Source organism: Halomonas sp. BLK-85 (assembly GCF_044792155.1).
Lineage (GTDB): Bacteria > Pseudomonadota > Gammaproteobacteria > Pseudomonadales > Halomonadaceae > Vreelandella.
Window position 1 is genome coordinate 1,975,260 of sequence record NZ_CP087731.1, and the last position, 23,033, is coordinate 1,998,292.

Consider the following 23,033-nt stretch of genomic DNA (forward strand, 5'->3'; position numbering starts at 1 on the left):
TTATAAATAGTGCATCACTCGCCTGACGAAAATCCGTACAATAGCCACCATTGTACCTGTGAATGGTACCGACAATCAGGTGGTCATGAGTAAACGTAAATTAAGTCGCCAACAGCGCTGGCGCGTTGAAAAAATTCAGGCTGAACGCGAGAAGCGCTCTCACAGACAGCAGGCGAACGACGACCAGAAACTGGCAGCCGGCGAATACGGTGCAGAACAGCCTGGCCGTGTCATGGCTCATTTTGGCCGCACGCTGGAAGTACAGGATGCTGACTTCAAGGCAGTGCGCTGCCATTTGCGCGCCAATCTCGGTGGCCTGGTTACCGGTGATAATGTGATCTGGCGTGCAGGTCAGGACGGTTCAGGCGTCGTCGTTGCCCGCAGTGAGCGCCGCAGTGTGCTCAAGCGCCCCGATGCCCGTGGACAGCTCAAACCGGTTGCGGCCAATGTGGATCAGTTGCTGATTGTGTTTGCGGTGGAGCCTGCCCCCCATGCCAATCTGATCGACCGCTATCTTGTCGCTGCTGAAGCGACGGGCATCAAGCCGGTACTGGTGCTAAACAAGGTGGACCTGCTACCCGAAGAGGGTGGCGAACTGGGGTTACTGCTGGCCCGCTATCAACAGCTAGGTTACCCGGTCGTCAAATCCACCACCGCCACCGACGCCGGCCTCACCGCTCTGCGCCAGCAGCTGGCCGGATGCACTTCAGTATTTGTCGGCCAGAGCGGTGTAGGCAAGTCTTCGCTGATCGATCAGCTGTTGCCGGATGAAACTTTGCGCATTGGCGCCCTGTCGGAAGATTCGCGCAAAGGCACCCATACGACCACCACGGCGCGCCTTTACCGCATGCCGTCGCAAGACCGTCTGCAGGGCGAGTTGATCGATTCCCCCGGGATTCGAGAGTTTGGGCTGACGCATCTGGATGAAAAAACTGTCACCGAGGGTTTTATCGAATTCCATGCGTTTATGGGCCATTGCCGTTTTCGCGATTGTCGGCATATCAACGAGCCCGGCTGTGCTTTACTTGAGGCCGTTGAGGCAGGCAAGATTCATCCTCAGCGCTTTACCAGCTACCGCCGAATTCTCGCCAGTCTGGATACCGACCGTTAAAGGAGGCCATTATGAGCCAAGTGTCTCACCCCTCGACAGGGTCTGAAGCCAATGTGCTACCGCTGATTGTGGAGCCCGAGCAGCTGAATGCTCACCTTGATGACCCGCAGCTACTGATTGTTGATGTGCCGATCAATCCGGACAGCTATGGTGAGGGCCATGTCCCTGGCGCGGTTTTCCTGGATTTTCGCTTCCTGATGCGCGGCGAGGGGCCGGTACCCAATGACGTGCCGGACGTGAATGTTCTTTCAAGGCTGTTCAGCGCTCTGGGGCTGACCCGGGACACACATGTTGTCGCCTACGATGACGAAGGCGGTGGCTGGGCGGCACGCCTGCTGTGGACCCTGGAACTGATCGGTCATACCCGCTACTCCTACCTGAACGGTGGTATTCACGCCTGGCGAGGCGCAGGCATGCCGCAAAGCACCGAGCCCGCCGCGCCGACACCCAGTGAGTACCGCGCCGAGATACTCAAGCCGGATACCCTGATTAGCGCTGAGGATATCAAGGAAAAGCTGGGTGATACTGACTTTGCCATCTGGGATGCTCGCTCAGCCGGTGAATACAACGGCCAAGTGGGCAACAACCGCCACCTGGGACATATCCCTGGCGCCGTCAATATGGATTGGCTGACCGTCATGGATCGACAGCGCGATCTGCGTATTCGCGATTATGCCGAGCTGATCACTGAACTTGAGGCCATCGGCCTGACCCCGGAAATGGAAATTGCCACCCATTGCCAAAGCCACCACCGCAGTAGCTTCACCTGGTTGGTAGGCAAAGCGCTGGGCTTTAATATGCGCGGTTACGCAGGCTCCTGGAATGAATGGGGCAACCGTAATGACACCCCTATAGAGAAATGAAGACACCGTGACTTTTGCCCAGCGAGCCTTTGCGCTACTCCAATACCCACTGCCGCATCATGCCCTTTCACGTTTGATTGGCTATCTGGCAGAGTGTGATTCTCCTCGCCTGAAGAACGCCTTGATCAAGGCGTTCATCCAGCGTTTTAACGTCGACATGCGCGAAGCGTTGAGCGAGGATATCAGCACCTATACAAGCTTCAACGATTTCTTCACCCGCCCTTTGAAAGACGCTGCCCGTCCCATCGGCGCAGGCGTTGTCAGCCCGGCTGATGGCACTCTTTCACAGTTCGGGCAGATTCGTGCTGGCCAGTTAGTGCAGGCCAAAGGACATACTTTTTCTGCCCAGACCCTGCTCGGTGGCGATGCCGGCCTGGCTGAATCATTTCTGGGTGGCAGCTTTGCCACTGTGTACCTTTCACCGCGGGATTATCACCGCGTACATATGCCGATAACCGGCACCTTAAGAGAAATGATCTACGTTCCTGGCAGGCTTTTTTCAGTCAATCAGGCAACCGCTAATCATGTGCCCGGGCTGTTTGCCCGCAATGAACGGCTGGTGTGTGTGTTTGATACTGAACAGGGGCCAATGGCAGTCGTCCTGGTTGGTGCCATGATAGTCGCGGCCATTGAAACCGTGTGGGCCGGACAGATCACACCGCTTGCGGGCACACCCCAGCACACCCGTTTCGACCAGCCTATCACCGTCAAAAAAGGCGCTGAAATGGGACGTTTCAAGCTTGGCTCTACGGTAGTGATGTGCTTTGCCAGGCCGCTTGACTTCAATGACTGGACAGCCAACAGCACGATCCGGATGGGTCAGACACTTGCTGCGGCAAAGGTTAGCAGCGCGGAGTTGCAAAACTGATCACATCCTCCAGGCGTGGCTTGCCCAGCACCTGCTGAACCAGCCGATCCATGCCCAAGGCAACGCCGGCACCTTCAGGCAGGCCATGTGCCATTGCCTGAAGTAGTCGCTCGTCAATATCGACTTCCTCAAGCCCCAACGCCAGGCGCTGGGCATTATCCGCCTCAAAACGCTGCCGCTGCTCGTCGGCATCGGTCAACTCGTCATAGCCATTGGCAAGCTCGACGCCGTTCAGGTAAAGCTCAAAGCGTGAAGCCACCCAATCCCCATGGGCATCCTGATGGCGCTTGGCAAGCGCGGCCTGGCTGGCGGGATACTCTACGACAGCCGTTAATTGCTGATCGCCCAGGTGCGGTTCAATCCGGGCGCTCATCAGTATATCAAGGCATACCTCACGCGGCTCTTCCGCCATGGTAGCGGGGGGCATACCGGCGTGGTGTTCAGCCAGCTCACGCAGGGAAGAAAGACGCTCGGCAAAAGGGTCCAGTGCCAGATAGTGATAAAACAGTTCGCGATAGCGATAGCACCTGACCGGCAGCGCCTGGCCCGTCAATTGTCGGACCAGGGTTGTCGTTTCGTCTATCAACTGGTTCAGGGTAAAGCCAGGGCGATACCATTCCAGCATGCAGAACTCGATGTTATGACGACCGCCTACCTCGCCATTGCGAAAGCTTCGGGCCAGCTGGAATATCGGCCCACTTCCCGCCGCCAGAAGGCGCTTCATATGAAACTCGGGCGACGTCTGTAGCCACAGGCGGCGGCGTCCTTTATCTGTGTGTGCTCTCGTAGAGAGTGATGCCAGATACACATCGGTGCTGCCAGCCTGGCCAAGTACCGGTGTCTCTACCTCCAGCACGCCACGCTCGGCAAAAAACGCACGCACCTCGGACAGCAGTGCAGCGCGGGCGCGCAGGGTTTCCAGCTCGGCCGTTGGCCTCCATGCCGACGTCTCAGGCACGCGAGACGTAATCACCTGAGCGGGTGTCAATTTTCAGCACCTCACCCTGATTGATAAACAGCGGCACACGAACGACAGCGCCGGAAGAGAGTGTTGCCGGTTTGGAGCCGCCCTGGGCGGTATCACCTTTCAGGCCAGGATCGGTCTCTACCACCTCAAGCTCAATAAAGTTGGGCGCAGATACGGCAATCGCATTATCATTCCAAAGCGTCACTGTGTACGGCACCTGCTCCTTGAGCCACTTTTCCGTATCGCCCAGGGCTTTTTTCTCAACAGCATATTGCTCAAAGGAGCCATCCGTTTTCATGAAATGCCACATTTCGCCATCGTTGTAGAGATATTCCATCTCCAGTTCCATGACATCGGCGCCTTCAAGGGATTCACCTGACTTGAACGTACGCTCCCAGACCCTACCCGTCATCAGGTTACGCAGCTTGACACGATTGAACGCCTGGCCTTTGCCCGGCTTAACAAACTCGTTTTCGACGATGGCACATGGGTCGCCATCCAGCATTACCTTCAAACCGCCTTTAAATTCATTGGTAGAATAATTAGCCATACTGTCTCTCAATTTCAGTTTTTGAGCGTGTCTTGTGTCACGCAATATCCAGAGCCTGACATACTGGGTAAAACGCAACGCCTGAACAAGTGTGGCGCATGATAACCCGAAGGAGGGATTTTTTGCAGGACAACCTTATTTTTGGCGCGGATGCGTCATCGTATCGTGCCAGCGAGCCACTGCCTTCATGGCAACGTCAGCTGTCCCAGGCCATACGTGATCCTGCCGAGCTGTGCAGGCGCCTTGAACTGCCGGATACCTGGGAAGTCGGTGCCAGTGCCGGCCATGCATTGTTTGAAACCTGTGTGCCAGAGGCCTTTCTGCGCCGCATGAGCCCCAATCAGCCGGATGACCCCTTGCTGCGCCAGGTACTGCCATTGGGCGATGAAACACTGCAAACGCCAGGCTATATCAATGATCCGCTGGATGAGGCGCATCAGCGCCCGGCCAGGGGAGTCATTCACAAATATGCTGGCCGGGCGCTATTGATTGCCAGCCCTAACTGCGCGGTCAACTGCCGTTACTGCTTTCGGCGCCATTTCCCCTATGCCGATAACTCGCCGTCGCGAGCTCAGTGGCAGGAAGCCTTTGACTACCTGCAGGCAGACGCCAGCATCCGCGAAGTAATTCTGTCCGGCGGCGACCCCCTGGCCGCCAACGATCGTCATCTGGCCTGGCTGGTCACACAGTTGGAACAGATTCCCCACCTCAAGCGGCTGCGGATTCATTCCCGTCTGCCGATCGTGATTCCGGATCGCGTGGATCAGCCGCTGCTTGACTGGCTAGAAGCCACCCGGCTGCAAACCGTCATGGTCTTGCATGTCAATCATGCCAATGAGATCGACCAGACGGTTCACCAAGCTTGTCAACGATTACAGGGCGCCGGCGTCACCCTGCTCAACCAGAGCGTATTGCTGCGTGGCGTCAACGACAGCACGCAGGCGCTGGCAGCGCTTTCCGAACGGCTTTTTGATGCCGGCGTGCTGCCTTACTACCTGCATGTACTCGACCCGGTGCAAGGTGCTGCACACTTTAATGTCCCCGACGCTGAAGCCCGGCAGCTGATCATCGCTCTGCGTGACGAACTGCCTGGCTTTCTGATGCCTCGACTAGTTCGCGAAATACCGGGTGAAGCCAGCAAGACGCCGCTGGTGTAGTTATACCGTCTCTTGTATAACGCAACGCCCAGGCCATCTCTGCCTGGGCTTGTGACCAACACCCCCAGCTTACGCCAGGGTGTCAGCGGTGACGTTAGCCGCCGGCGCCTGAGTCGAGTGGTGCCGGTTGATGGCGCTCAGCACCCCTTTCATGGAAGCGCTGGTAATGCTTTCGTCCGTACCGACTCCGAAGACCGCTTTACCTTCAATTCGTACTTCCACATAGGCAATGGCTTCCGCATCAGAGCCCTGCCCCCTTGCGTGTTCGTGATAGTCAATAATCTCCACATCATGCCCGGCCCCAGCCAGCGCCTTGATAAATGCCGCCAATGGACCATTGCCCTCGGCCGAATACGTCTTGCGCTCGCCGCCTTCAGCAATCACTGCTTCAAGGTGCACTGCCGGGCTGTCCGGCTCGGAGGACATACGATGGTTGATCAGGCAGAAAGGCGATTGCTGCTCCAGATACTCATCGGCAAACGCCTGGTAAATCATCTGCGACGTGATTTCCTTGGCAGTACGATCAGCCACTTCCTGTACCACCTGGCTGAACTCGATCGACAAGCGGCGCGGCAGCTCAATACCGTGCTCCTGCTCGAGCAGGTAGGAAATACCGCCCTTACCGGACTGGCTATTGACGCGAATGACTGCTTCATAGCTGCGCCCGACGTCCAGCGGGTCGATAGGCAGATAAGGCACATCCCAAGGTGCTTCGGGGTTATCCCGGCGGTCCGCCATGCCTTTCTTGATGGCATCCTGATGCGAGCCGGAGAAAGCGGTGAACACCAGATCGCCCACATAGGGGTGGCGTGGATGCACCGGCAACTGGTTGCAGTATTCAACCTCACGCATCACCGGCGTGATGTTGGAGAAATCCAGTTCAGGATGAACGCCCTGGGTATACATGTTCATTGCTAACGTCACGATATCCACGTTACCGGTACGTTCACCGTTACCGAACAGGGTGCCCTCTACCCTGTCGGCACCTGCCATCAGGGTCAATTCAGCGGCGGCGACACCGGTGCCGCGGTCGTTATGAGGATGTACGCTGACGATCAGAGTGTCGCGGTTTTTCACATTACGGCAAAACCACTCAATCTGGTCGGCATAGTTATTGGGGGTGGCAACCTCGACAGTGGCCGGCAGATTGACAATCATGCGGTGATCAACGCTCGGCGCGTAGGTATCCATCACCGCCTCGACGATTTCAACGGCAAAATCCATCTCGGTCGTGGTGAACAGTTCCGGCGAGTACTGAAATGTCCAATGAGTTTCCGGAGCGGCGTTCATCTGCTCGCGAATCTGACGTGTCGCATCTACCGCAATCTGGATACATTCTTCCTTGTTGACGTTGAACACCACCCGGCGGAACATCGGGTCAGTGGCGTTATAAACGTGAACAATGGCGTTCTTCGCGCCTTTTAGAGCCTCAAAGGTGCGTTCAATCAGGTGTGGACGCGCCTGAGTCAACACCTGAATGGACACATCCTCCGGGATTTTGTCCTGTTCGATCAATGCACGTACAAAATCAAAGTCTGTCTGTGATGCGGATGGAAAACCTACCTCTATCTGCTTGAAACCGACATTGACCAACAGATCGAACAGACGTTGCTTGCGCTCCTGGTCCATGGGGTCGATCAGAGACTGATTACCATCACGCAGGTCAACACTCGCCCAGATGGGGGCCTTTTCAATACGCTGATTGGGCCACTGACGGTCGGGGATATCGACGGCGACAAAGGGGCTATATTTTTTAGCGGGATCAGACAACATCATGGCAGTTCTCCTGGTTCGTGGCGGTTTGTAGGTAACCTGTTCAAGAATGATACGCAAATTTAAGGCGCGTGAGTCATACAAAGGTCCAGAGGATGGCTTTTGACCAACGCCAACAAAGAAAAACGCCCCAAGGCGTGCAAGAGCCATGGGGCGTTCAGAATACGTCCAGCAATATGAGACACTCGGCAGAACCGACGGCGGGCACAGCATTGACTATCTGCGCTTTTATCTGGCTGTGAAAAACACCAATACCTTATGTAAACCGCCATAACCACCTCGTTATTGAACCCAACGACAATGCCAACCAGCACTGCCCGCCTCTAACCATTCAGAGACGGGCGCTTAGTAGTCGTAGATCCAATGTGAGATTCGTCATGGCACTATTCATGGCTATTAGAAAATCAATCCTTGACGGCTTTGTCAACACCCTTTTGCCTGACGGGCTGCCGTTGAGCAGTTAACAGTGTTTCCATCCGGCTGGGCTGCGCCTGCCGCTGGTAAACATTGCCCTGCATATTGTTCAGTTGTACCTCGTTCCTGCTCCATCATTTTTAGTGCCTGTTTCACACTTTATTTGCATGAAGTCATCATGTTTAAGGGAACGCTTCAAAATCTCGGTACAATTGATACGCTGTGAAACTGACTGATGTATCCTAGGGCCTGTTGATGCATCGCTTGAGCAAGCGACACATGACAGGACGACCTCAACACATCAAGACATTTTCACTGGATGCCCCCCATGATACTGCTGTGGATAGCTTTACTGCCCTTGCTGGGTGTTTTGGTGCCCGCATTGCTGGGCCAGCGGGATCGTGTTCTGAGCACACGGATCACGGCCATTGCTCCTGCCCTTGCCCTGTTGCTCACCTTTTCTCAGGTGCCGGCACTCATTGATGGTGAGACGTTGCGTTTTTCAGTCGGTTGGCTGCCAGAACTGGGGCTGGATCTGGCGCTGCGCCTGGACGGCCTGACGCTGCTGTTCAATCTGCTGATTCTCGGCATTGGCCTGTTGATTCTGCTTTATGCGCATTTTTACCTCAGCCCTGAAGAGCCGTTCGACCGTTTTTATGCCTATCTGATGCTATTCATGGCGTCCATGGTCGGTATTGCCATGTCAGACAACCTGATTCTGCTCTGGTTGTTCTGGGAACTGACCAGTATTTCGTCTTTCCTGCTGATTGGCTACTGGTCTCACCAGAGCGATGCCCGCAAAGGTGCGCGTATGGCGCTGACCGTGACCGGCGCCGGGGGGCTTGCCTTGCTGGCCGGGCTATTGCTGCTTGGCGACATGGTCGGCAGCTTCGATATGAATGTGGTTCTGGCAAGTCAGGATGTCATCCTGGCCGATCCACGCTACCCCTTGATGCTGGTGCTGGTGCTGCTCGGTGCCTTCACCAAGTCGGCCCAGTTCCCGTTCCAGTTCTGGTTACCCCATGCCATGGCGGCACCTACGCCGGTGTCTGCCTATCTGCACTCGGCCACTATGGTCAAGGCCGGTATCTTCCTGATGGCGCGCCTGCATCCCGCCATTGCCGGCAGTGAACTTTGGTCGGTGACTGTCTCGCTGATCGGGACCATCACGCTGTTATACGGCGCCTGGTTTGCCCTGCTGAAAACCGACCTTAAAGGTATTCTGGCCTTTTCTACCGTCAGCCACCTGGGCCTTATCACTGTCCTGCTCGGCATCGGCAGCCCCATGGCAGTACTTGCTGCCCTTTTCCATATTCTCAACCACGCCATTTTCAAGGCAGCCCTGTTCATGAGCGCGGGCATCATTGACCATGAGACCGGCACTCGCGAGCTCAGGATGCTGGGTGGCCTGAAAAAGGCCATGCCGGTAACGGCCCTGCTGACCACTCTGGCCGCTGCCGCCATGGCGGGTATTCCCTTGTTGAACGGCTTTATTTCCAAGGAAATGTTCTTTACCGAGACCCTTGCCACGCCGGTACTGGGGGGGCTGAGCTGGCTGCTGCCTGCATTGGCTACTCTGGGCGGCATTCTTTCGGTGGCATACTCGCTGCGACTGGTGCATGCCGTCTTCTTCAAACCCGCCCAGAAAGCACCGCCCAAATCGCCCCATGAACCACCCCACCTGATGCGCTTGCCGGTTGAAATCCTGGTTGGTCTTTGTGTCGTGGTCGGCCTGTTACCCGGGTTGATGGCGTCCGGGCTCTTATCGCTTGCTGCTCAGGCTGTACTGGGCGAGCCTCTTGAATTTCATCTGTCTATCTGGCACGGCTTCAACCTGCCACTGCTGATGAGTCTTGCCGCTCTGGCGTTCGGCACCCTGATGTACTGGCGCCACCCTGACCTGCGCCAGCTGACCCAGCCGTTTGCAAGCGTGGATGCGAGACAGGTATTCGAACGCGTTATTGGCAATATGAACCAGAAAGCAGACTGGCTGATCAACAAGGTTGAAGGTCATTCACTGCAGCGCTACATGGGGCTTTTACTGTTATCTGCGCTGGTCATGGGCGTGATCGGGCTGGCACCGATGGACTCACTTACCGGGGAATTGGGCAACCAGCCGGTTGATGCCATTGTGCTGCTGGGGGCCGCCATGTTGATATTTGGAGGCATCGCTACCGCAGCGACCCACCGCTATCGCCTGATTTCACTGTTGATGCTCTCCGTCGTAGGTCTGTTCGTAGCGCTGACCTTTGCGCGCTTTTCTGCCCCGGACCTGGCCTTGACCCAGCTCTCAGTGGAAGTAGTGACCATGATCCTGTTGATGCTGGCGCTGTACTTCCTGCCCCAGAAAACGCCGCGCGAATCCAGCCCACTGCGCAATGTGCGCGATATCCTGCTGGCATCAGCCCTGGGTCTGGTGATCGCCAGCCTTAACTATGCCGTTTTAACCACGCCTACGTTGTCGATTTCCGATTACTTTCTGGCCAACAGCAAACCCGGCGGCGGGGGCTACAACGTCGTCAATGTCATCCTGGTCGATTTCCGTGGTTTTGATACGCTCGGTGAAATCACCGTACTGGCACTCGCCGGGCTCGCAATTTTCAAGCTACTCAACCGACTGCGCCTGTTCCTGCCACATAGTGATGGTGAAGGCCGAGTCTGGTCGCCGGACCGCTACCCGGCCATCCTGACATCCATTTCAATGGCCCTGCTACCATTGGCACTGCTGGTGTCTGCGTTTATTTTCCTGCGTGGCCACAACCTGCCGGGGGGAGGCTTTATTGCCGGACTGGTCACGGCGGTCGCCCTGATCCTGGTGTACATGGCGCGCGGTGTGGAGTGGGCTCAGGAGCGTCTGGACTTTCCTTTCCAGCCAGTGGCCATCGCCGGCGTTGCAATTGCAACGCTTACCGGCCTGGGCAGCTGGGTGTTTGGTTATCCCTTCCTGACATCGACCTTTGCCTATTTCACTCTGCCCCTGGTGGGCACTTTCGAACTGGCGTCGGCCATGCTGTTTGATCTGGGTGTCTACCTGGCCGTTGTCGGCGCCACCCTGATGATTCTGGCCAACCTGGGTAAGGTCACCACATCCCACCGGCCAACGCTTGAACCCTCAGAAACCGAGCCCGAAGCCTCTTCGCCCAACAAGGAGACTCGTTAATGGAACTGCTGTATGCCATTACAACCGGGGTGCTGACTGCCTGCGGCCTCTATCTTACCCTGCGTGGACGCACCTTCCCGGTGGTCGTCGGCCTGACGCTATTATCCTACGCGGTGAACCTGTTCCTGTTTTCCATGGGTGGCTTGACGACTGACGGCGCTGCCCTGGTGAATCAGCAACAGGGCGCGATTGCCGACCCCTTGCCTCAAGCCCTGGTGCTGACAGCCATTGTGATCGGCTTTGCCATGACAGCCTTTGTTGTCATTCTGGCTATGCGCGCGCGCAGTGAAGCGGGTAACGATCATGTAGACGGTAAAAAGGAAGACCGCGAATGACTCAACATCTGATTGTGTTACCCGTCATTCTTCCCTTGATTGCCGGTATTCTGCTGCTCTATCAACGTCAGGGGATCGTCCGCTACAAGCGGATTGTCAGCATTGTTTCCACTGCCTTGTTGCTTCTTGTCTCGATTGGCCTGGTCCACCAGGCCGCCAGCGGTGAGATAACCTATTATGCGTTGGGTGACTGGCAGCCGCCCTTCGGAATTGCCCTGGTACTGGATCGCCTGTCGGCAATGATGGTACTGCTGACTTCGGTACTCGCGGTCGGGGCCGTCATCTACGCCTGTGCCGGCGATGACGAAAAAGGCAGTAATTTCCATGGCCTTTTTCAATGGCAGCTAATGGGCATCAACGGTGCTTTCCTGACTGGCGATCTGTTTAACCTCTTTGTGTTTTTTGAAGTCCTGCTGCTGGCCTCCTATGCGCTGCTGCTTCACGGGGGCGGCAAGGCGCGCATTCAAGCCAGCGTTCATTATGTGGTGCTTAACCTGGCCGGTTCATCGTTGTTTCTGATTGGCGTTGGCGTTCTATACGGCGCCACAGGCACGCTGAATATGGCTGATATGGCTCAACGCCTGACGGAACTGCCACCCGAGCGGGAAGGCCTGGTGACGGCGGGTGCCTTGATCCTGCTGGTGGTATTCGGCTTGAAAGCGGCCATCCTGCCCTTGTATTTCTGGCTCCCGCGCGCCTATGCCAACGCGCCAGCCCCGGTGGCAGCCCTGTTTGCGATCATGACCAAGGTGGGTATTTACGCCATTTTGCGGGTCTATAGCCTGATTTTCGGTGACCAGGCGGGTAACCTGGCCGCTCTGGAACAACCCTGGGTGTGGTGGTTCGCGCTGGCCACGCTGGCGATTGCCGGCGTAAGCGTACTGGCTGCCAAGGATCTTCGCCTGCTGGTCGCCTATCTGGTACTGGTCTCGGTGGGCACCCTGCTGGCGGGTATCGGCATGCGCACGCCCGAAGCCGTGTCTGCCCTCCTGTATTACCTGATTCACAGCACTCTGGTCACCGGTGGGCTTTTCCTGTTGGCCGACATGATTGGTGCCCAGCGCGGCAAGCCCGGCACCCGATTGGTCAAAGGCCGCCCCCTGGTTCAGGGCCAATGGCTGGCACTGGCATTTTTTATCGGTGCGATCGCGGTGGCGGGCCTGCCACCACTTTCCGGCGCACTTGGCAAGGCGCTGATGCTTAACGCAGCGGAAGGCATGCAGCGGCTGTGGCTATGGCCGCTGTTGCTATTGGCCGGGCTGAGCTCACTGATTGCCCTTTCCCGTGCGGGTTCCACGCTTTTCTGGCGCAGCCAGCGCGGCACTGCCACGGGCAAGAAACTTCCCCGTGAGCAATGGTTCGGGGTCATATGGCTACTCAGTGCCGCGCCCTTGCTGGTGATCTTTGCCGGCCCTATTAGCCATTACACCTCAGACGCTGCCGAACAGCTTGCCAACCCGCTGGGGTTGATTGAAACGCTGATGCCTGACGCAGGAGATAACCCATGATCAAACCACGCTCCTGGTTGCCCACGCCGGTTCTGTCAATCCTGCTGCTGCTGGTCTGGCTGCTGCTGGTGCGCAGCGTTGCATTTGGCCAGATTGTATTGGGTAGCGCCCTTGCCGTGGCCATCCCACTGGCCACTTATCGTTTCTGGGATGCCGAACCGCGAATTGGCAAGCCTCTCAAACTGCTGCGCTTTGCTTTGCGCGTCCTTAAGGACATCGTTATCGCCAATTTTGAAGTGGCTTATCTTATTTCCAACCCTTGGCGCAAACTACGCCCCCACTTCATCGAGTATCCCTTGATGCTTGAGGAGCGCTTTACCATTACCCTGCTGGCCAGCACGATCAGCCTGACACCGGGCACGGTGTCTGCCAACCTGCGCATGGATGGCAAGTCGCTGCTGATCCATGCACTGGATGTAGACGATGAGGAGGCCCTGATCGAACAGATCCGCCAGCGCTACGAACAGCCGCTCAAGGAGATTTACGAATGCTGATGTTCGCCCTTTACATCACCCTGACACTGGTCAGCGCGGCATTGATCCTCAACCTTTACCGCCTTGCGGTAGGGCCGGATCTGCCTGACCGGGTGCTTGCGCTGGACACCATGTACATCAATTCCATCGCCCTGATTGTGTTGCTGGGTCTGTGGCTGAACAGCAAGACCTATTTTGAATCCGCCCTCTTGATTGCCATGCTGGGCTTCATCAGTACCGTTGCCGTGTGCAAGTACATTCTGCGCGGCGACATCATTGAATAGACCAAAGGAGTTCCCATGGCCTGGATTGTTGAAGCGTTGGCATCGCTGTTATTGATGGCTGGCGGTGTGTTTCTGTTTATTGGCTCCCTGGGCATGGCGCACCTGAAAGATTTCTATATGCGCCTGCACGGCCCTACCAAGGCCACAACCCTGGGTATCGGGTTCATGCTCATCGCCTCCATGCTGTATTTCTGGAGTTATGAAGGCGTGCCAGACATTCAGGAAGTGTTGATTACGCTGTTCCTGTTTATTACTGCACCGGTCAGCGCCCACCTGCTGGCCAAGACGGGGCTGCATCTAAAGCTCAGGCGGATTGATGTGACCGAAGGCAAACCCGTCGAGCTTCGCTCGGAAGAAGTCGGCGAACGCCCTGTTCCTCACCCGGACAAGGGCCACGGCTAATCTGCAGGCTCTGGCTTTCACCATAAAGCTAACGGGGCGCATCAGCGCCCCATTGTGTACTGACTTCAAGTGACTCTAGCGACTAGTCAAGCAGGTCGCTATGGCGATAGCCAATCAGGTAAAGCACCGCATCCAGCCCCAGGGTGGAAATCGCCTGACGCGCCTGAGCGCGGACCAGCGGCTTGGCACGATAGGCAATCCCCAGGCCGGCCTTAGCCAGCATTTTCAGGTCATTGGCGCCGTCGCCAACCGCAATGACCTGGTCAAGGGTCAAGCCCTCACGAAGGGCAATAGCCTCAAGCAGTTCCGCCTTGCGTTCAGCATCCACAATCGGCTCCTGAACCTCCCCGGTAACCTTGCCGTTCTCGATCACCAGTTCGTTGGCATGAATTTCATCGAAGCCAAGCTTCTCCTGCAGGTGGCGGGCAAAGTAGGTAAAACCACCGGAGATGATTACCGTGCGGTAGCCCAGCCGTTTGAGGTTGGCCATCAGGCGCTCTACGCCGTCCATCAGCGGCAGCTCGTCAGCAATGTCCGCCAGCACGGCCTCATCCAATCCTTCAAGCTTGCTCATCCGCGCGCGAAAGCTCTGTTTGAAATCCAGCTCCCCACGCATTGCCTGCTCGGTCACGGCGGCCACTTCATCGCCTACCCCGTGGCGACGGGCAAGCTCATCAATCACTTCGGTCTTTATCAGGGTGGAATCCATGTCAAAGCACACCAGACGGCGATGGCGCCGCCAGATGCTGTCCTCCTGAAGGGCAATGTCCACGCCGTGCTGGGCGCCGAGCGCCAATGCTTTTTCATGCAGCGCAGCCAGGTTGACGTCATCGCCTCTTAACCAGCACTCAACGCAGGCACCCTTGCCAGGTGCTTCGCCATCCAGCGGTTCGCGCCCGGAAAGCCGGTGTACCAGTTCGACATGCAGACCAAACTCGGCTGTCAAGCCACCCACTTCCGCCAGAATGCCTGCCGGCAGGCGTGGCGCTAACAAGGTCAGGATCAGGCGCGGCTGGCTGGCTTCCAGGCTCCAGCGGTGATAGTCATCTGCACTGACGGCGATCGCCTGGATATCCAGCCCCAGGTTGTCGCCGGCTTCGCTGAGCATGGCTTCCAGCGCGCTGTCATGCTCCAGCGCCACCAGTGCCTCCAGCGACAGCATGCCAAAGGTTACGCTCTGGTTAATATCCAGAAGACGCGCCCCGGTTTTTGCCAATACCCTGCCAAGCCCGGCAAGCTGGTCGGGTCGCGCCCTGCCCGTCGCACGAATCAAACAGCGTTTCATGATTTATTCCCCCGCCTCAAGCCGGTCAACTTTCTGGAAACCGCGTGGCAGCTTGTTGCCCCGACGGCCACGTTCACCCCGATAGTAGGACAGATCCTCTGATTTGAGGGTCAGTTTACGTTTACCCGCATGCAGCACCAAGGCGCCACTTTCGCCCAGCACGGTGATATCCAGCATGAATTCTTCCCGTCGCGCAGCCCGTGGACCAGGGATGTCCAACATCTTGTTGCCTTTACCTTTGTTCATCTCCGGCAGCTGCTCCAGCGGGAATACCAGCAGGCGCCCCTCATTGGACACCGTGGCTACCCACAGGGATTCGCCCTCGGGTATCATCGCGGGCGGCATGACGCTGCAGCCTTTGGGAATGGTCAGCACGCTTTTGCCCGCCTTGTTCTTGCCGGTCAGCTCACCCAGGCGGGCAATAAACCCGTAGCCACCGTCACTGGCGAGCAGAAACCGGCTTTCGGGTGCGGCCATCAATATACCCGCCATCTGTGCTCCAGCGGCGACGTTGGCCCGCCCGGTGATCGGCTCGCCCTGGCCACGGGCACTGGGCAGGTTGTGGGCACTCAATGTATAGGCACGCCCGGTATCATCCAGCATTACCAGAGGATGGTTGGTCTTGCCCCTGGCCGCCATGAGGAAGCGGTCGCCTGCTTTATAAGAGAGACCTTCCGGGTCAATATCGTGACCTTTGGCGGCGCGAATCCAGCCCTTCTCCGAGACCACGACGGTAATGGGGTCAGCCCCAAGCAACTCCACTTCAGACAGCGCCCGGGCTTCAGTGCGCTCCACCAGCGGCGAGCGGCGCTCGTCGGCGTGCTCCTTGCCGGCCGCGCGAATCTCCTTTTCGATCAGGTTGGTCAACTTGGCATCACTGCCCAACAGGCCCTGCAGCTGTCTGCGCTCTTTCTCCAGCGCTTCCTGCTCACCGCGGATTTTGATTTCTTCCAGTTTGGCCAGGTGGCGCAGGCGCAACTCCAGAATGGCTTCTGACTGGCGTTCGGAAAGGCCAAAGGCCGCCATCAGTGCCGCTTTTGGTTCATCTTCTTCACGAATGATGCGAATCACTTCATCCAGATCAAGGTAGGCGATCAGCAGGCCTTCCAGAATATGCAAGCGATCTTCCACCTTACCCAGACGATGTTCCAGCCTACGGCGCACGGTGGCACGCCGAAAGCGCAGCCATTCGGCGAGCATATCCGCCAGTGGCATGACCCGCGGGCGGCCGTCCAGGCCGATCACGTTCATATTGACCCGTACGCTCTTTTCCAGGTCCGTGGTGGCAAACAGGTGAGCCATCAAAACATCCACGTCCACGCGATTTGAACGCGGTTCAATCACCAGGCGCGTCGGCGCTTCATGGGTGGATTCATCGCGCAGGTCCGCCACCATGGGCAGTTTCTTGGCCTGCATCTGGGCGGCAATCTGTTCCAGCACTTTGGCCCCGCTGACCTGATAGGGCAGCGCGGTGATCACGATGTTGGCGCCCTCTCGCTCAAAGCGCGCGCGCAGCTTGACTGAACCGCGCCCGGCTTCATAAAGCTTACGCAGATCCGCCTGAGGGGTGATGATCTCGGCGTTAGTAGGGAAATCCGGGGCCGCTATATAGGCCATCAGATCCGTGGTGGTCGCCTCAGGGTGGCGCAGTAGATGACAGGTGGCATCTACCACTTCGCCAACATTGTGTGGCGGAATATCGGTGGCCATGCCAACGGCAATTCCGCTGCCACCGTTGAGAAGCACGTGGGGCAGCCGCGCAGGTAATACCACCGGCTCCTGCATGGTGCCGTCAAAATTGGGTGTCCAGTCTACGGTCCCCTGACCCAGCTCGCCAAGCAGCACGTCGGCAAACTGTGAAAGCTTGGCCTCGGTATAGCGCATGGCCGCAAAGGATTTGGGGTCATCCGGGCTCCCCCAGTTACCCTGGCCGTCCACCAGCGGGTAGCGATAGCTGAATGGCTGGGCCATCAGCACCATGGCTTCATAACAGGCGCTGTCACCGTGAGGGTGGAACTTACCCAGGACGTCACCCACGGTACGTGCCGATTTCTTGTACTTGGCATTGGCATGCAGTGCCAGCTCGCGCATGGCGTAAATAATCCGCCGCTGCACGGGTTTCATGCCATCGCCGATATTCGGCAGGGCACGGTCGAGAATGACGTACATCGAGTAATCGAGGTACGCTTTTTCGGTGTAATCGCGCAGGGAGATGCGTTCAACATCGCCTTCCGCGACCTGGATATCCATGGTCATCTGGGGTTATACCTCGATATCTGCGAGATTGCCGTAGTCTTCCAGCCATTTCTTGCGATCACCGGCGCGTTTCTTGGCCAGTAGCATGTCCATCATTTCCTGAGTGCCATCGCCTGCCAGGCGAGTCAGCTGCACCAGGCGGCGCGTCTCGCTCGCCATGGTAGTTTCACGCAGCTGCAGCGGGCTCATTTCACCCAGCCCCTTGAAACGCTGAACATTGGGGGCGGCCTTCCGTGTACCGCTTTTTTTCGCCAGCTGCTTGAGTATCGCGGCTTTTTCACTTTCATCCAGGGCGTAGTGAACCTCCTTGCCCAGGTCGATGCGGTACAGGGGCGGCATAGCCACAAAGGCATGCCCCGCGTCCACCAAGCTCGGGAAGTGGCGCAAAAAAAGAGCGCACAACAAAGTGGCAATGTGTAGCCCATCGGAATCCGCATCCGCCAGGATACAGATCTTGTGGTAACGCAGTTTCTCCAGATTGGCGCTGCCCGGGTCGGCACCAATCGCCACGGCGATATCATGGACCTCCTGGGAGCCATAGATATCATGCGTCTCGACTTCCCAGGTGTTGAGGATCTTGCCGCGCAGCGGAAGAATGGCCTGGGTTTCACGGTTGCGCGCCTGCTTGGCACTGCCGCCGGCAGAATCTCCTTCCACCAGAAACAGTTCGCTCTGAGCCGGGTCCTGGCCGGAACAGTCCGCCAGCTTGCCGGGCAAGGCCGGGCCTGAGGTCACCTTCTTGCGGGCGACCTTCTTGGACTTTTTCTGGCGCTGCTGAGCGGCACTGATCACCAGTTCAGCCAGCATTTCGCCCTGCTCCACATGGTGATTAAGCCACAGCGAGAAGGCGTCCTTGACCACGCCGGAAACAAAGCCCGCAATGGTGCGCGATGACAGTCGCTCCTTGGTCTGGCCGGCAAACTGGGGGTCGAGCATCTTGACGGAGAGCACAAAAGACGCCCGCTCCCAGAGGTCATCGGCGGTCAGCTTGACCCCCCTTGGTAAGAGGCTACGGTATTCACAGAACTCGCGCAGGGCATCCAGCAGCCCGGCACGAAAGCCGTTCACATGGGTACCGCCCTGAGGCGTGGGGATCAGGTTGACGTAGCTCTCCAGCAGCGCTTCACCGCCTTCAGGCAGCCATTGAATGGCCCAGTCAACGCCATGTTCATCGTCGCTGAAGTGGCCAACAAAGGGCGCATTGGGCACCACTTCATAACCATCAGTGGCCTGAGCCAGGTAGTCGCGCAGGCCATCGGCATAGGCCCATTCAGTGCTGGTGCCATCAGGTTCCAGCAGGGTGACGGCAAGTCCGGGGCATAGCACCGCCTTGGCGCGCAGCAGGTGCTTCAGCCGGGAGAGCGCAAGTTTGGGGCTGTCAAAATAACTGTCATCCGGCCAGAAACGAACCAGGGTGCCGCTGGCCTTTTTCGCCGCCTTGCCCACGCTATGCAGTTCTTCAACCTTGGCGCCAAACTCAAAGGCCATGGCGTGTCGCGCGCCGTCACGGGTCACTTCGACTTCCAATCGGCGTGACAGGGCATTAACCACAGACACCCCAACCCCATGCAGGCCACCGGAAAAACGGTAGCTGGAAGACGAAAACTTGCCACCGGAGTGCAGCTTGGTAAAGATCAATTCCACCCCTGACACGCCGTGCTCGGGGTGCATATCAATCGGCATACCACGGCCATTATCGGTCACCTCGATACCCCCATCGGCCAGCAGCGCGACCTTGATGGCATTGGCATGCCCTGCCAGCGCTTCATCGACGCTGTTATCAATCACTTCCTGGGCCAGATGGTTGGGCCTTGAGGTATCGGTATACATGCCGGGGCGCTTGCGCACCGGCTCTAACCCCGATAAGACTTCGATGGAACTGGCGCCGTATTGAGAGGCATCAAACTGAGTCATGAAGCGTATATCCTGAAAGGTCAAACCTGTATTCGCAGCCGCTGACGAGGCGGCGGCGCAATGGCATGGCAATTAAATGGGCCCGAAAAATCAAACAGACAGCATAGCGGAAAAGCAAAATACTGTATATATGGTCATATGGCTCGACATCCATCGCGGACCACGCCTGTTCTTGACGCTTACTCATCCGCTGCCCAAAAGGCTTCAATCAGGCCACGCGTGGAGGCATCCATGTGGTCAGCGGGTGCCTGCCCGTCGATGATCTGCTGGGTCTCGGTGGCAATCTGCTTGCCCAGCTCCACCCCCCACTGGTCAAAGGGATTGATATCCCAGATCACGGCCTGGACGAATACCTTATGCTCATAAAGGGCAATCAAGGCGCCCAGGGTGTGCGGGGTCAGCTGGTCAAGCAGCACGGTGGTCGATGGCTGATTGCCGCGATAGCGTTTATGCGGCGGGCGCGGGCCATCGTCATCAATGGCATCGTCGCCCAACATCAGTAGCCGCGACTGGGCGAAACAGTTGGCCAGCGCCAGCCGGTGCTGAGTCTGCAGGTGGCGACGGGTCTCAGGGTCTTCCACATCATCATAGCGTTTGAGGGGGGCAATAAAATCGCACTCCACCGGCTGCATTCCCTGATGCAACAGCTGATAGAAAGCATGCTGGGCGTTGGGGCCTAACTGCCCCCATAGCACCGGGCAGGTCGAGTAATCAATCGCCTGGCCCTGGCGGGTCACGGATTTGCCGTTGGATTCCATTTCCAGCTGTTCCAGGTAGGCAGCAAAATATTCCAGACGGCCATCATAAGGCAAAATGGAGTGGGCGCGGATATCCAGGAAATTGACGTTCCAGATACCGGCCAGCGCCAGCAGCACGGGCAGGTTTTCAGCCATGGGTGCCGCCTGGAAGTGACGATCCATGGCATGGGCACCGGCGAGCAGCGCGCGGAAATTGTCCATGCCGATGACCAGCGCAATCGGCAGACCGATGGTTCCCCACAGCGAGTAGCGCCCGCCGACCCATTCCCAGAAACGCAGCTGATGCGCCGGGGCGATGCCCCAGGCGGTCATCTTTTCCGGGCTGGCAGAAACACCGATAAAATGCTGACGAATCACCAGCTCTGCGCTGATCGGAGTCGCCCCGTGCCGGGTCAGACGCCCCAGCAACCAGTCCTTGGCGGTATTGGCATTGAACAGGGTATCGATAGTGGTAAAGGATTTCGACGACAGCACAAACAGCGTCACTTCAGGGTTCAGGCGGCTGAGGTAATCCGCCAGCTGGGAGCCATCCATGGTGGAAGCAAAATGTACCTCGACCGGATGCACGTCGTCAGGGCGGTAGTCAGCCAAGGCGTGAGTGACCATCAAGGGCCCCAGATCCGACCCCCCGACCCCCAGATTGACCACATGACGAATCGGCTTGCCGGTGGCACCTCGCCATTGCCCAGCGTGCAAGCGGCTAACCAGAGTTTCCATCTGCTCAAGGCTTGCGTGTACGGCGGCCACTACATCTTCGCCATCAACCTCAAGGCTTGCCTCGGGCGGCAGGCGCAATGCCGTGTGCAACGCCGGACGGTCTTCACTGGTATTCACCCGCTGACCGCTTAGCAGGGCCTTGATAGCGCCTGGCAGCTCGGCTGCTTCTGCCAGGGCCAGCAGTTTATCCAAGGTTTCGTCCTGCCAACGCTGTTTGGAAAGATCCAGCATCACCCCAGCCGCCTGATGCGCAAAATGTTCAAAGCGGGTCGATGATTCGGAAAACAGGGTCTTAAGATGAACGCCCTGCAGCGCATCGGCATGCTCCTGTAACGCCTTCCATGCCGGTAATTGATCCGGCGTTGCGTTAGCGACTGATGACATTGGCCCTCTCCTGTGGCGATGTTGGGTGCAGCAGGGTCTGTTCCGGGTGACGCTTGAGGCGTAAACTATTCGCCCATTGATTATCAACGCTGTCTCTTTATGATGAAACCGGCCTGCCCATGAGTGATGCATCTTACCGTGACGCCATCTTTTCGACACCCCTGGATCGCGTCGCGCGTTTCTCCTTCGATGAGCAGGTCGTTGCCTGCTTTCCTGATATGATCCGCCGCTCGGTGCCGGGTTACGGTCAGATCCTTGGCATGCTCAGCCTGATTGCCCAGCGTCATCTGCGCCACGGTGCCCACGTCTATGACCTCGGCTGTTCACTGGGCGCTTCTGGCCTGGCCCTGGCCGGCGCCCTGCCGGAAGATGCCTTTTACTATACCGGGGTCGATCTTTCTCCCGCCATGGTGGAACGCGCCCGGCAAACTTTTACGGATGAATGCCCTCAGCATAGCCTGCAGGTCATGGAAGCCGATATCCGTCAGCTGGACTATCAACCCTCCGGCATGATCATCCTCAATTTCACCCTGCAATTCTTGCCACCTGAAGACCGTGACACCCTGCTGGCCAGGCTGTATAACGCCCTTGAACCGGGTGGCGTGCTGATTCTGTCCGAAAAAACCATTGATGCCGATGAGCGTGATAACGCCTGGCGCGTCGAGCGCTACCATGACTTCAAGCGTGCTAACGGCTACAGCGAGATGGAAATCAGCCAGAAACGTACCGCGCTGGAAAACGTGTTGATTCCCGATACGCTGGATGCCCTGCATGGACGTCTGGCCCAGGCAGGCTTTCCACGCTCAATGACCTGGTTTCAGTACCTGAACTTTACCTCGCTGATTGCCTTCAAGGAGAGCTAGGGTGCCCCTCGCCGACGACCACCGCGTGCTTTATCAGGCGTTTCTCGATCAGGAATTGACCGAATGGCTCGCCTTGCTACCCGAACAGCTTGCCAAGGGGCTGGATCGCCATCGCCATGGGGATCTGCCGATGTGGGAAAAGGCAGTGCGCAAGCTGCCGCCGTTGCCGGCAGAGCGCAAGGTACACCTTGATCAGGACACCGTCCGCGTGGATATGGCCCTAAGCGACAGCCAGCAGCGCCAGTGTTTCAATCTGCTGCGCAAGCTGGCCCCTTGGCGCAAGGGCCCCTACTCGCTGGGCGGCATTGACATTGATACCGAATGGCGTTCCGACTGGAAATGGCAGCGGCTGGCGCCTCACCTTGCCCCGCTCCGCTACCGCAAGGTGTTGGATGTGGGCGGTGGCAGCGGCTACCATGCCTGGCGCATGGCCGGCGCCGGAGCGGACTTTGTCCTGGTCATCGACCCGTCACCACGTTTTTATTGGCAGTTTCAGGCAGTGCGCCATTTTGTCGGCGATGCTGATCAACACCGCACTCACTTTCTGCCGGTCGGTATTGAAGACGTACCCGCCAGGCTGGGCTTTTTCGATACGGTCTTTTCCATGGGCGTGCTTTACCACCGGCCCTCTCCCCTTGAGCATTTACAGCAGTTGAAAGAGGCCCTGGCCCCAGGGGGCGAACTGGTATTGGAAACCCTGGTGGTGGAAGGCGATGAGCAGACCGTCTTCATGCCCGGCGAGCGCTATGCGGCCATGTCCAACGTGTATTTCCTGCCTTCCTCACAAGCGCTGTGCCATTGGCTTTCGCGCTGTGGGTTCAGCAATATCCGCGTGGTGGATGAAGCCGTAACCACTCTGGACGAGCAGCGGGCCACCGACTGGATGACGTATCAATCACTGGCAGATTTTCTTGACCCCGACGATCCATCACTCACCCGGGAAGGCTATCCGGCGCCGCGGCGGGCAGTGATAATCGCGAACCGTTAAGCC

19 protein-coding genes are annotated in these 23,033 nt (G+C 57.7%); 12 read left to right on the forward strand and 7 right to left on the reverse strand.

Annotated elements, in window-relative coordinates; genetic code table 11:
* Positions 1–85 precede the first annotated feature (85 nt).
* The 3 genes from rsgA to asd are packed head-to-tail and all read left to right on the forward strand — an operon-like array spanning position 86 to position 2,842.
* Positions 86–1,111, forward strand: coding sequence for a small ribosomal subunit biogenesis GTPase RsgA (rsgA, locus tag LL947_RS08915; RefSeq protein ID WP_499832968.1), 1,026 nt, complete (start codon positions 86–88; stop codon positions 1,109–1,111).
* Positions 1,112–1,122: 11 nt separating this feature from the next.
* Positions 1,123–1,974, forward strand: coding sequence for a sulfurtransferase (locus tag LL947_RS08920; RefSeq protein WP_290820342.1), 852 nt, complete (start codon positions 1,123–1,125; stop codon positions 1,972–1,974).
* Positions 1,975–1,981: 7 nt separating this feature from the next.
* A complete protein-coding gene (gene asd / locus LL947_RS08925) occupies positions 1,982–2,842 on the forward strand; it encodes an archaetidylserine decarboxylase (RefSeq protein ID WP_290820340.1) in 861 nt (286 codons plus the stop codon).
* Here asd and epmA read toward each other — a convergent pair.
* Positions 2,817–3,830 carry an EF-P lysine aminoacylase EpmA gene (epmA, locus tag LL947_RS08930; protein ID WP_404413491.1) on the reverse strand — a complete coding sequence of 338 codons (1,014 nt, stop codon included), beginning with the start codon at positions 3,828–3,830 and terminating at the stop codon, positions 2,817–2,819. The genes asd and epmA overlap by 26 nt on opposite strands.
* On the reverse strand, positions 3,793–4,359 hold the full coding sequence (gene efp, locus LL947_RS08935) for an elongation factor P (protein ID WP_290820336.1): 567 nt from the start codon (positions 4,357–4,359) through the stop codon (positions 3,793–3,795). The genes epmA and efp overlap by 38 nt, the downstream gene beginning before the upstream one ends.
* Positions 4,360–4,481: 122 nt before the next feature.
* Here efp and epmB point away from each other — a divergent pair, with 122 nt between their 5' ends.
* Positions 4,482–5,516, forward strand: a complete 1,035-nt coding sequence (gene epmB, locus LL947_RS08940) for an EF-P beta-lysylation protein EpmB (protein ID WP_404413492.1) — start codon at positions 4,482–4,484, stop codon at positions 5,514–5,516.
* 69 nt (positions 5,517–5,585) lie between these two features.
* Here the strand turns inward: epmB and leuA are convergent, their stop codons facing one another.
* Complete coding sequence (gene leuA / locus LL947_RS08945; RefSeq protein ID WP_290820332.1) at positions 5,586–7,292, reverse strand: 2-isopropylmalate synthase; 1,707 nt, start codon at positions 7,290–7,292, stop codon at positions 5,586–5,588.
* 739 nt (positions 7,293–8,031) lie between these two features.
* Between leuA and LL947_RS08950 the strand changes: the two genes are divergently transcribed.
* Genes LL947_RS08950 through LL947_RS08975 form a run of 6 tightly spaced genes read left to right on the forward strand, consistent with a single transcriptional unit; the run spans position 8,032 to position 13,865 of the window.
* Positions 8,032–10,863: a monovalent cation/H+ antiporter subunit A gene (locus tag LL947_RS08950; RefSeq protein WP_290823810.1), complete on the forward strand. Its 2,832-nt coding sequence runs from the start codon at positions 8,032–8,034 to the stop codon at positions 10,861–10,863.
* Positions 10,863–11,198, forward strand: coding sequence for a Na+/H+ antiporter subunit C (locus LL947_RS08955; protein WP_171701327.1), 336 nt, complete (start codon positions 10,863–10,865; stop codon positions 11,196–11,198). Before LL947_RS08950 ends, LL947_RS08955 begins: the two co-directional genes overlap by 1 nt.
* On the forward strand, positions 11,195–12,706 hold the full coding sequence (locus LL947_RS08960) for a monovalent cation/H+ antiporter subunit D (protein ID WP_499832969.1): 1,512 nt from the start codon (positions 11,195–11,197) through the stop codon (positions 12,704–12,706). The genes LL947_RS08955 and LL947_RS08960 overlap by 4 nt, the downstream gene beginning before the upstream one ends.
* The gene (locus tag LL947_RS08965; protein WP_290823815.1) at positions 12,703–13,200 is read left to right on the forward strand and encodes a Na+/H+ antiporter subunit E; all 498 of its coding nucleotides are present in this window, start codon (positions 12,703–12,705) and stop codon (positions 13,198–13,200) included. The genes LL947_RS08960 and LL947_RS08965 overlap by 4 nt, the downstream gene beginning before the upstream one ends.
* On the forward strand, positions 13,194–13,463 hold the full coding sequence (locus LL947_RS08970; protein WP_290823817.1) for a K+/H+ antiporter subunit F: 270 nt from the start codon (positions 13,194–13,196) through the stop codon (positions 13,461–13,463). Before LL947_RS08965 ends, LL947_RS08970 begins: the two co-directional genes overlap by 7 nt.
* Before the next feature lie 15 nt (positions 13,464–13,478).
* Positions 13,479–13,865 (forward strand): Na+/H+ antiporter subunit G, encoded by a 387-nt coding sequence (locus LL947_RS08975; protein ID WP_290823819.1) that lies wholly within the window; start codon positions 13,479–13,481, stop codon positions 13,863–13,865.
* Positions 13,866–13,947: 82 nt separating this feature from the next.
* On the opposite strand, the gene serB is transcribed toward LL947_RS08975, so the two are convergent.
* The 4 genes from serB to pgi all read right to left on the reverse strand — a co-directional run bounded on the left by serB (position 13,948) and on the right by pgi (position 21,179).
* On the reverse strand, positions 13,948–15,153 hold the full coding sequence (gene serB / locus LL947_RS08980) for a phosphoserine phosphatase SerB (protein ID WP_499834402.1): 1,206 nt from the start codon (positions 15,151–15,153) through the stop codon (positions 13,948–13,950).
* Complete coding sequence (parC, locus tag LL947_RS08985) at positions 15,154–17,406, reverse strand: DNA topoisomerase IV subunit A (protein WP_499832971.1); 2,253 nt, start codon at positions 17,404–17,406, stop codon at positions 15,154–15,156.
* 6 nt (positions 17,407–17,412) lie between these two features.
* Entirely contained in the window at positions 17,413–19,320 is a 1,908-nt protein-coding gene (parE, locus tag LL947_RS08990) for a DNA topoisomerase IV subunit B (protein ID WP_499832972.1), read from the reverse strand.
* A 179-nt stretch (positions 19,321–19,499) separates the two neighbouring features.
* Complete coding sequence (gene pgi, locus LL947_RS08995) at positions 19,500–21,179, reverse strand: glucose-6-phosphate isomerase (RefSeq protein WP_499832973.1); 1,680 nt, start codon at positions 21,177–21,179, stop codon at positions 19,500–19,502.
* 119 nt (positions 21,180–21,298) lie between these two features.
* Between pgi and cmoA the strand changes: the two genes are divergently transcribed.
* Both cmoA and cmoB read left to right on the forward strand, forming a co-directional pair.
* Entirely contained in the window at positions 21,299–22,042 is a 744-nt protein-coding gene (gene cmoA / locus LL947_RS09000; RefSeq protein WP_404413497.1) for a carboxy-S-adenosyl-L-methionine synthase CmoA, read from the forward strand.
* 1 nt (position 22,043) lies between these two features.
* Positions 22,044–23,030, forward strand: coding sequence for a tRNA 5-methoxyuridine(34)/uridine 5-oxyacetic acid(34) synthase CmoB (gene cmoB, locus LL947_RS09005; RefSeq protein WP_499832974.1), 987 nt, complete (start codon positions 22,044–22,046; stop codon positions 23,028–23,030).
* Positions 23,031–23,033 lie beyond the last annotated feature (3 nt).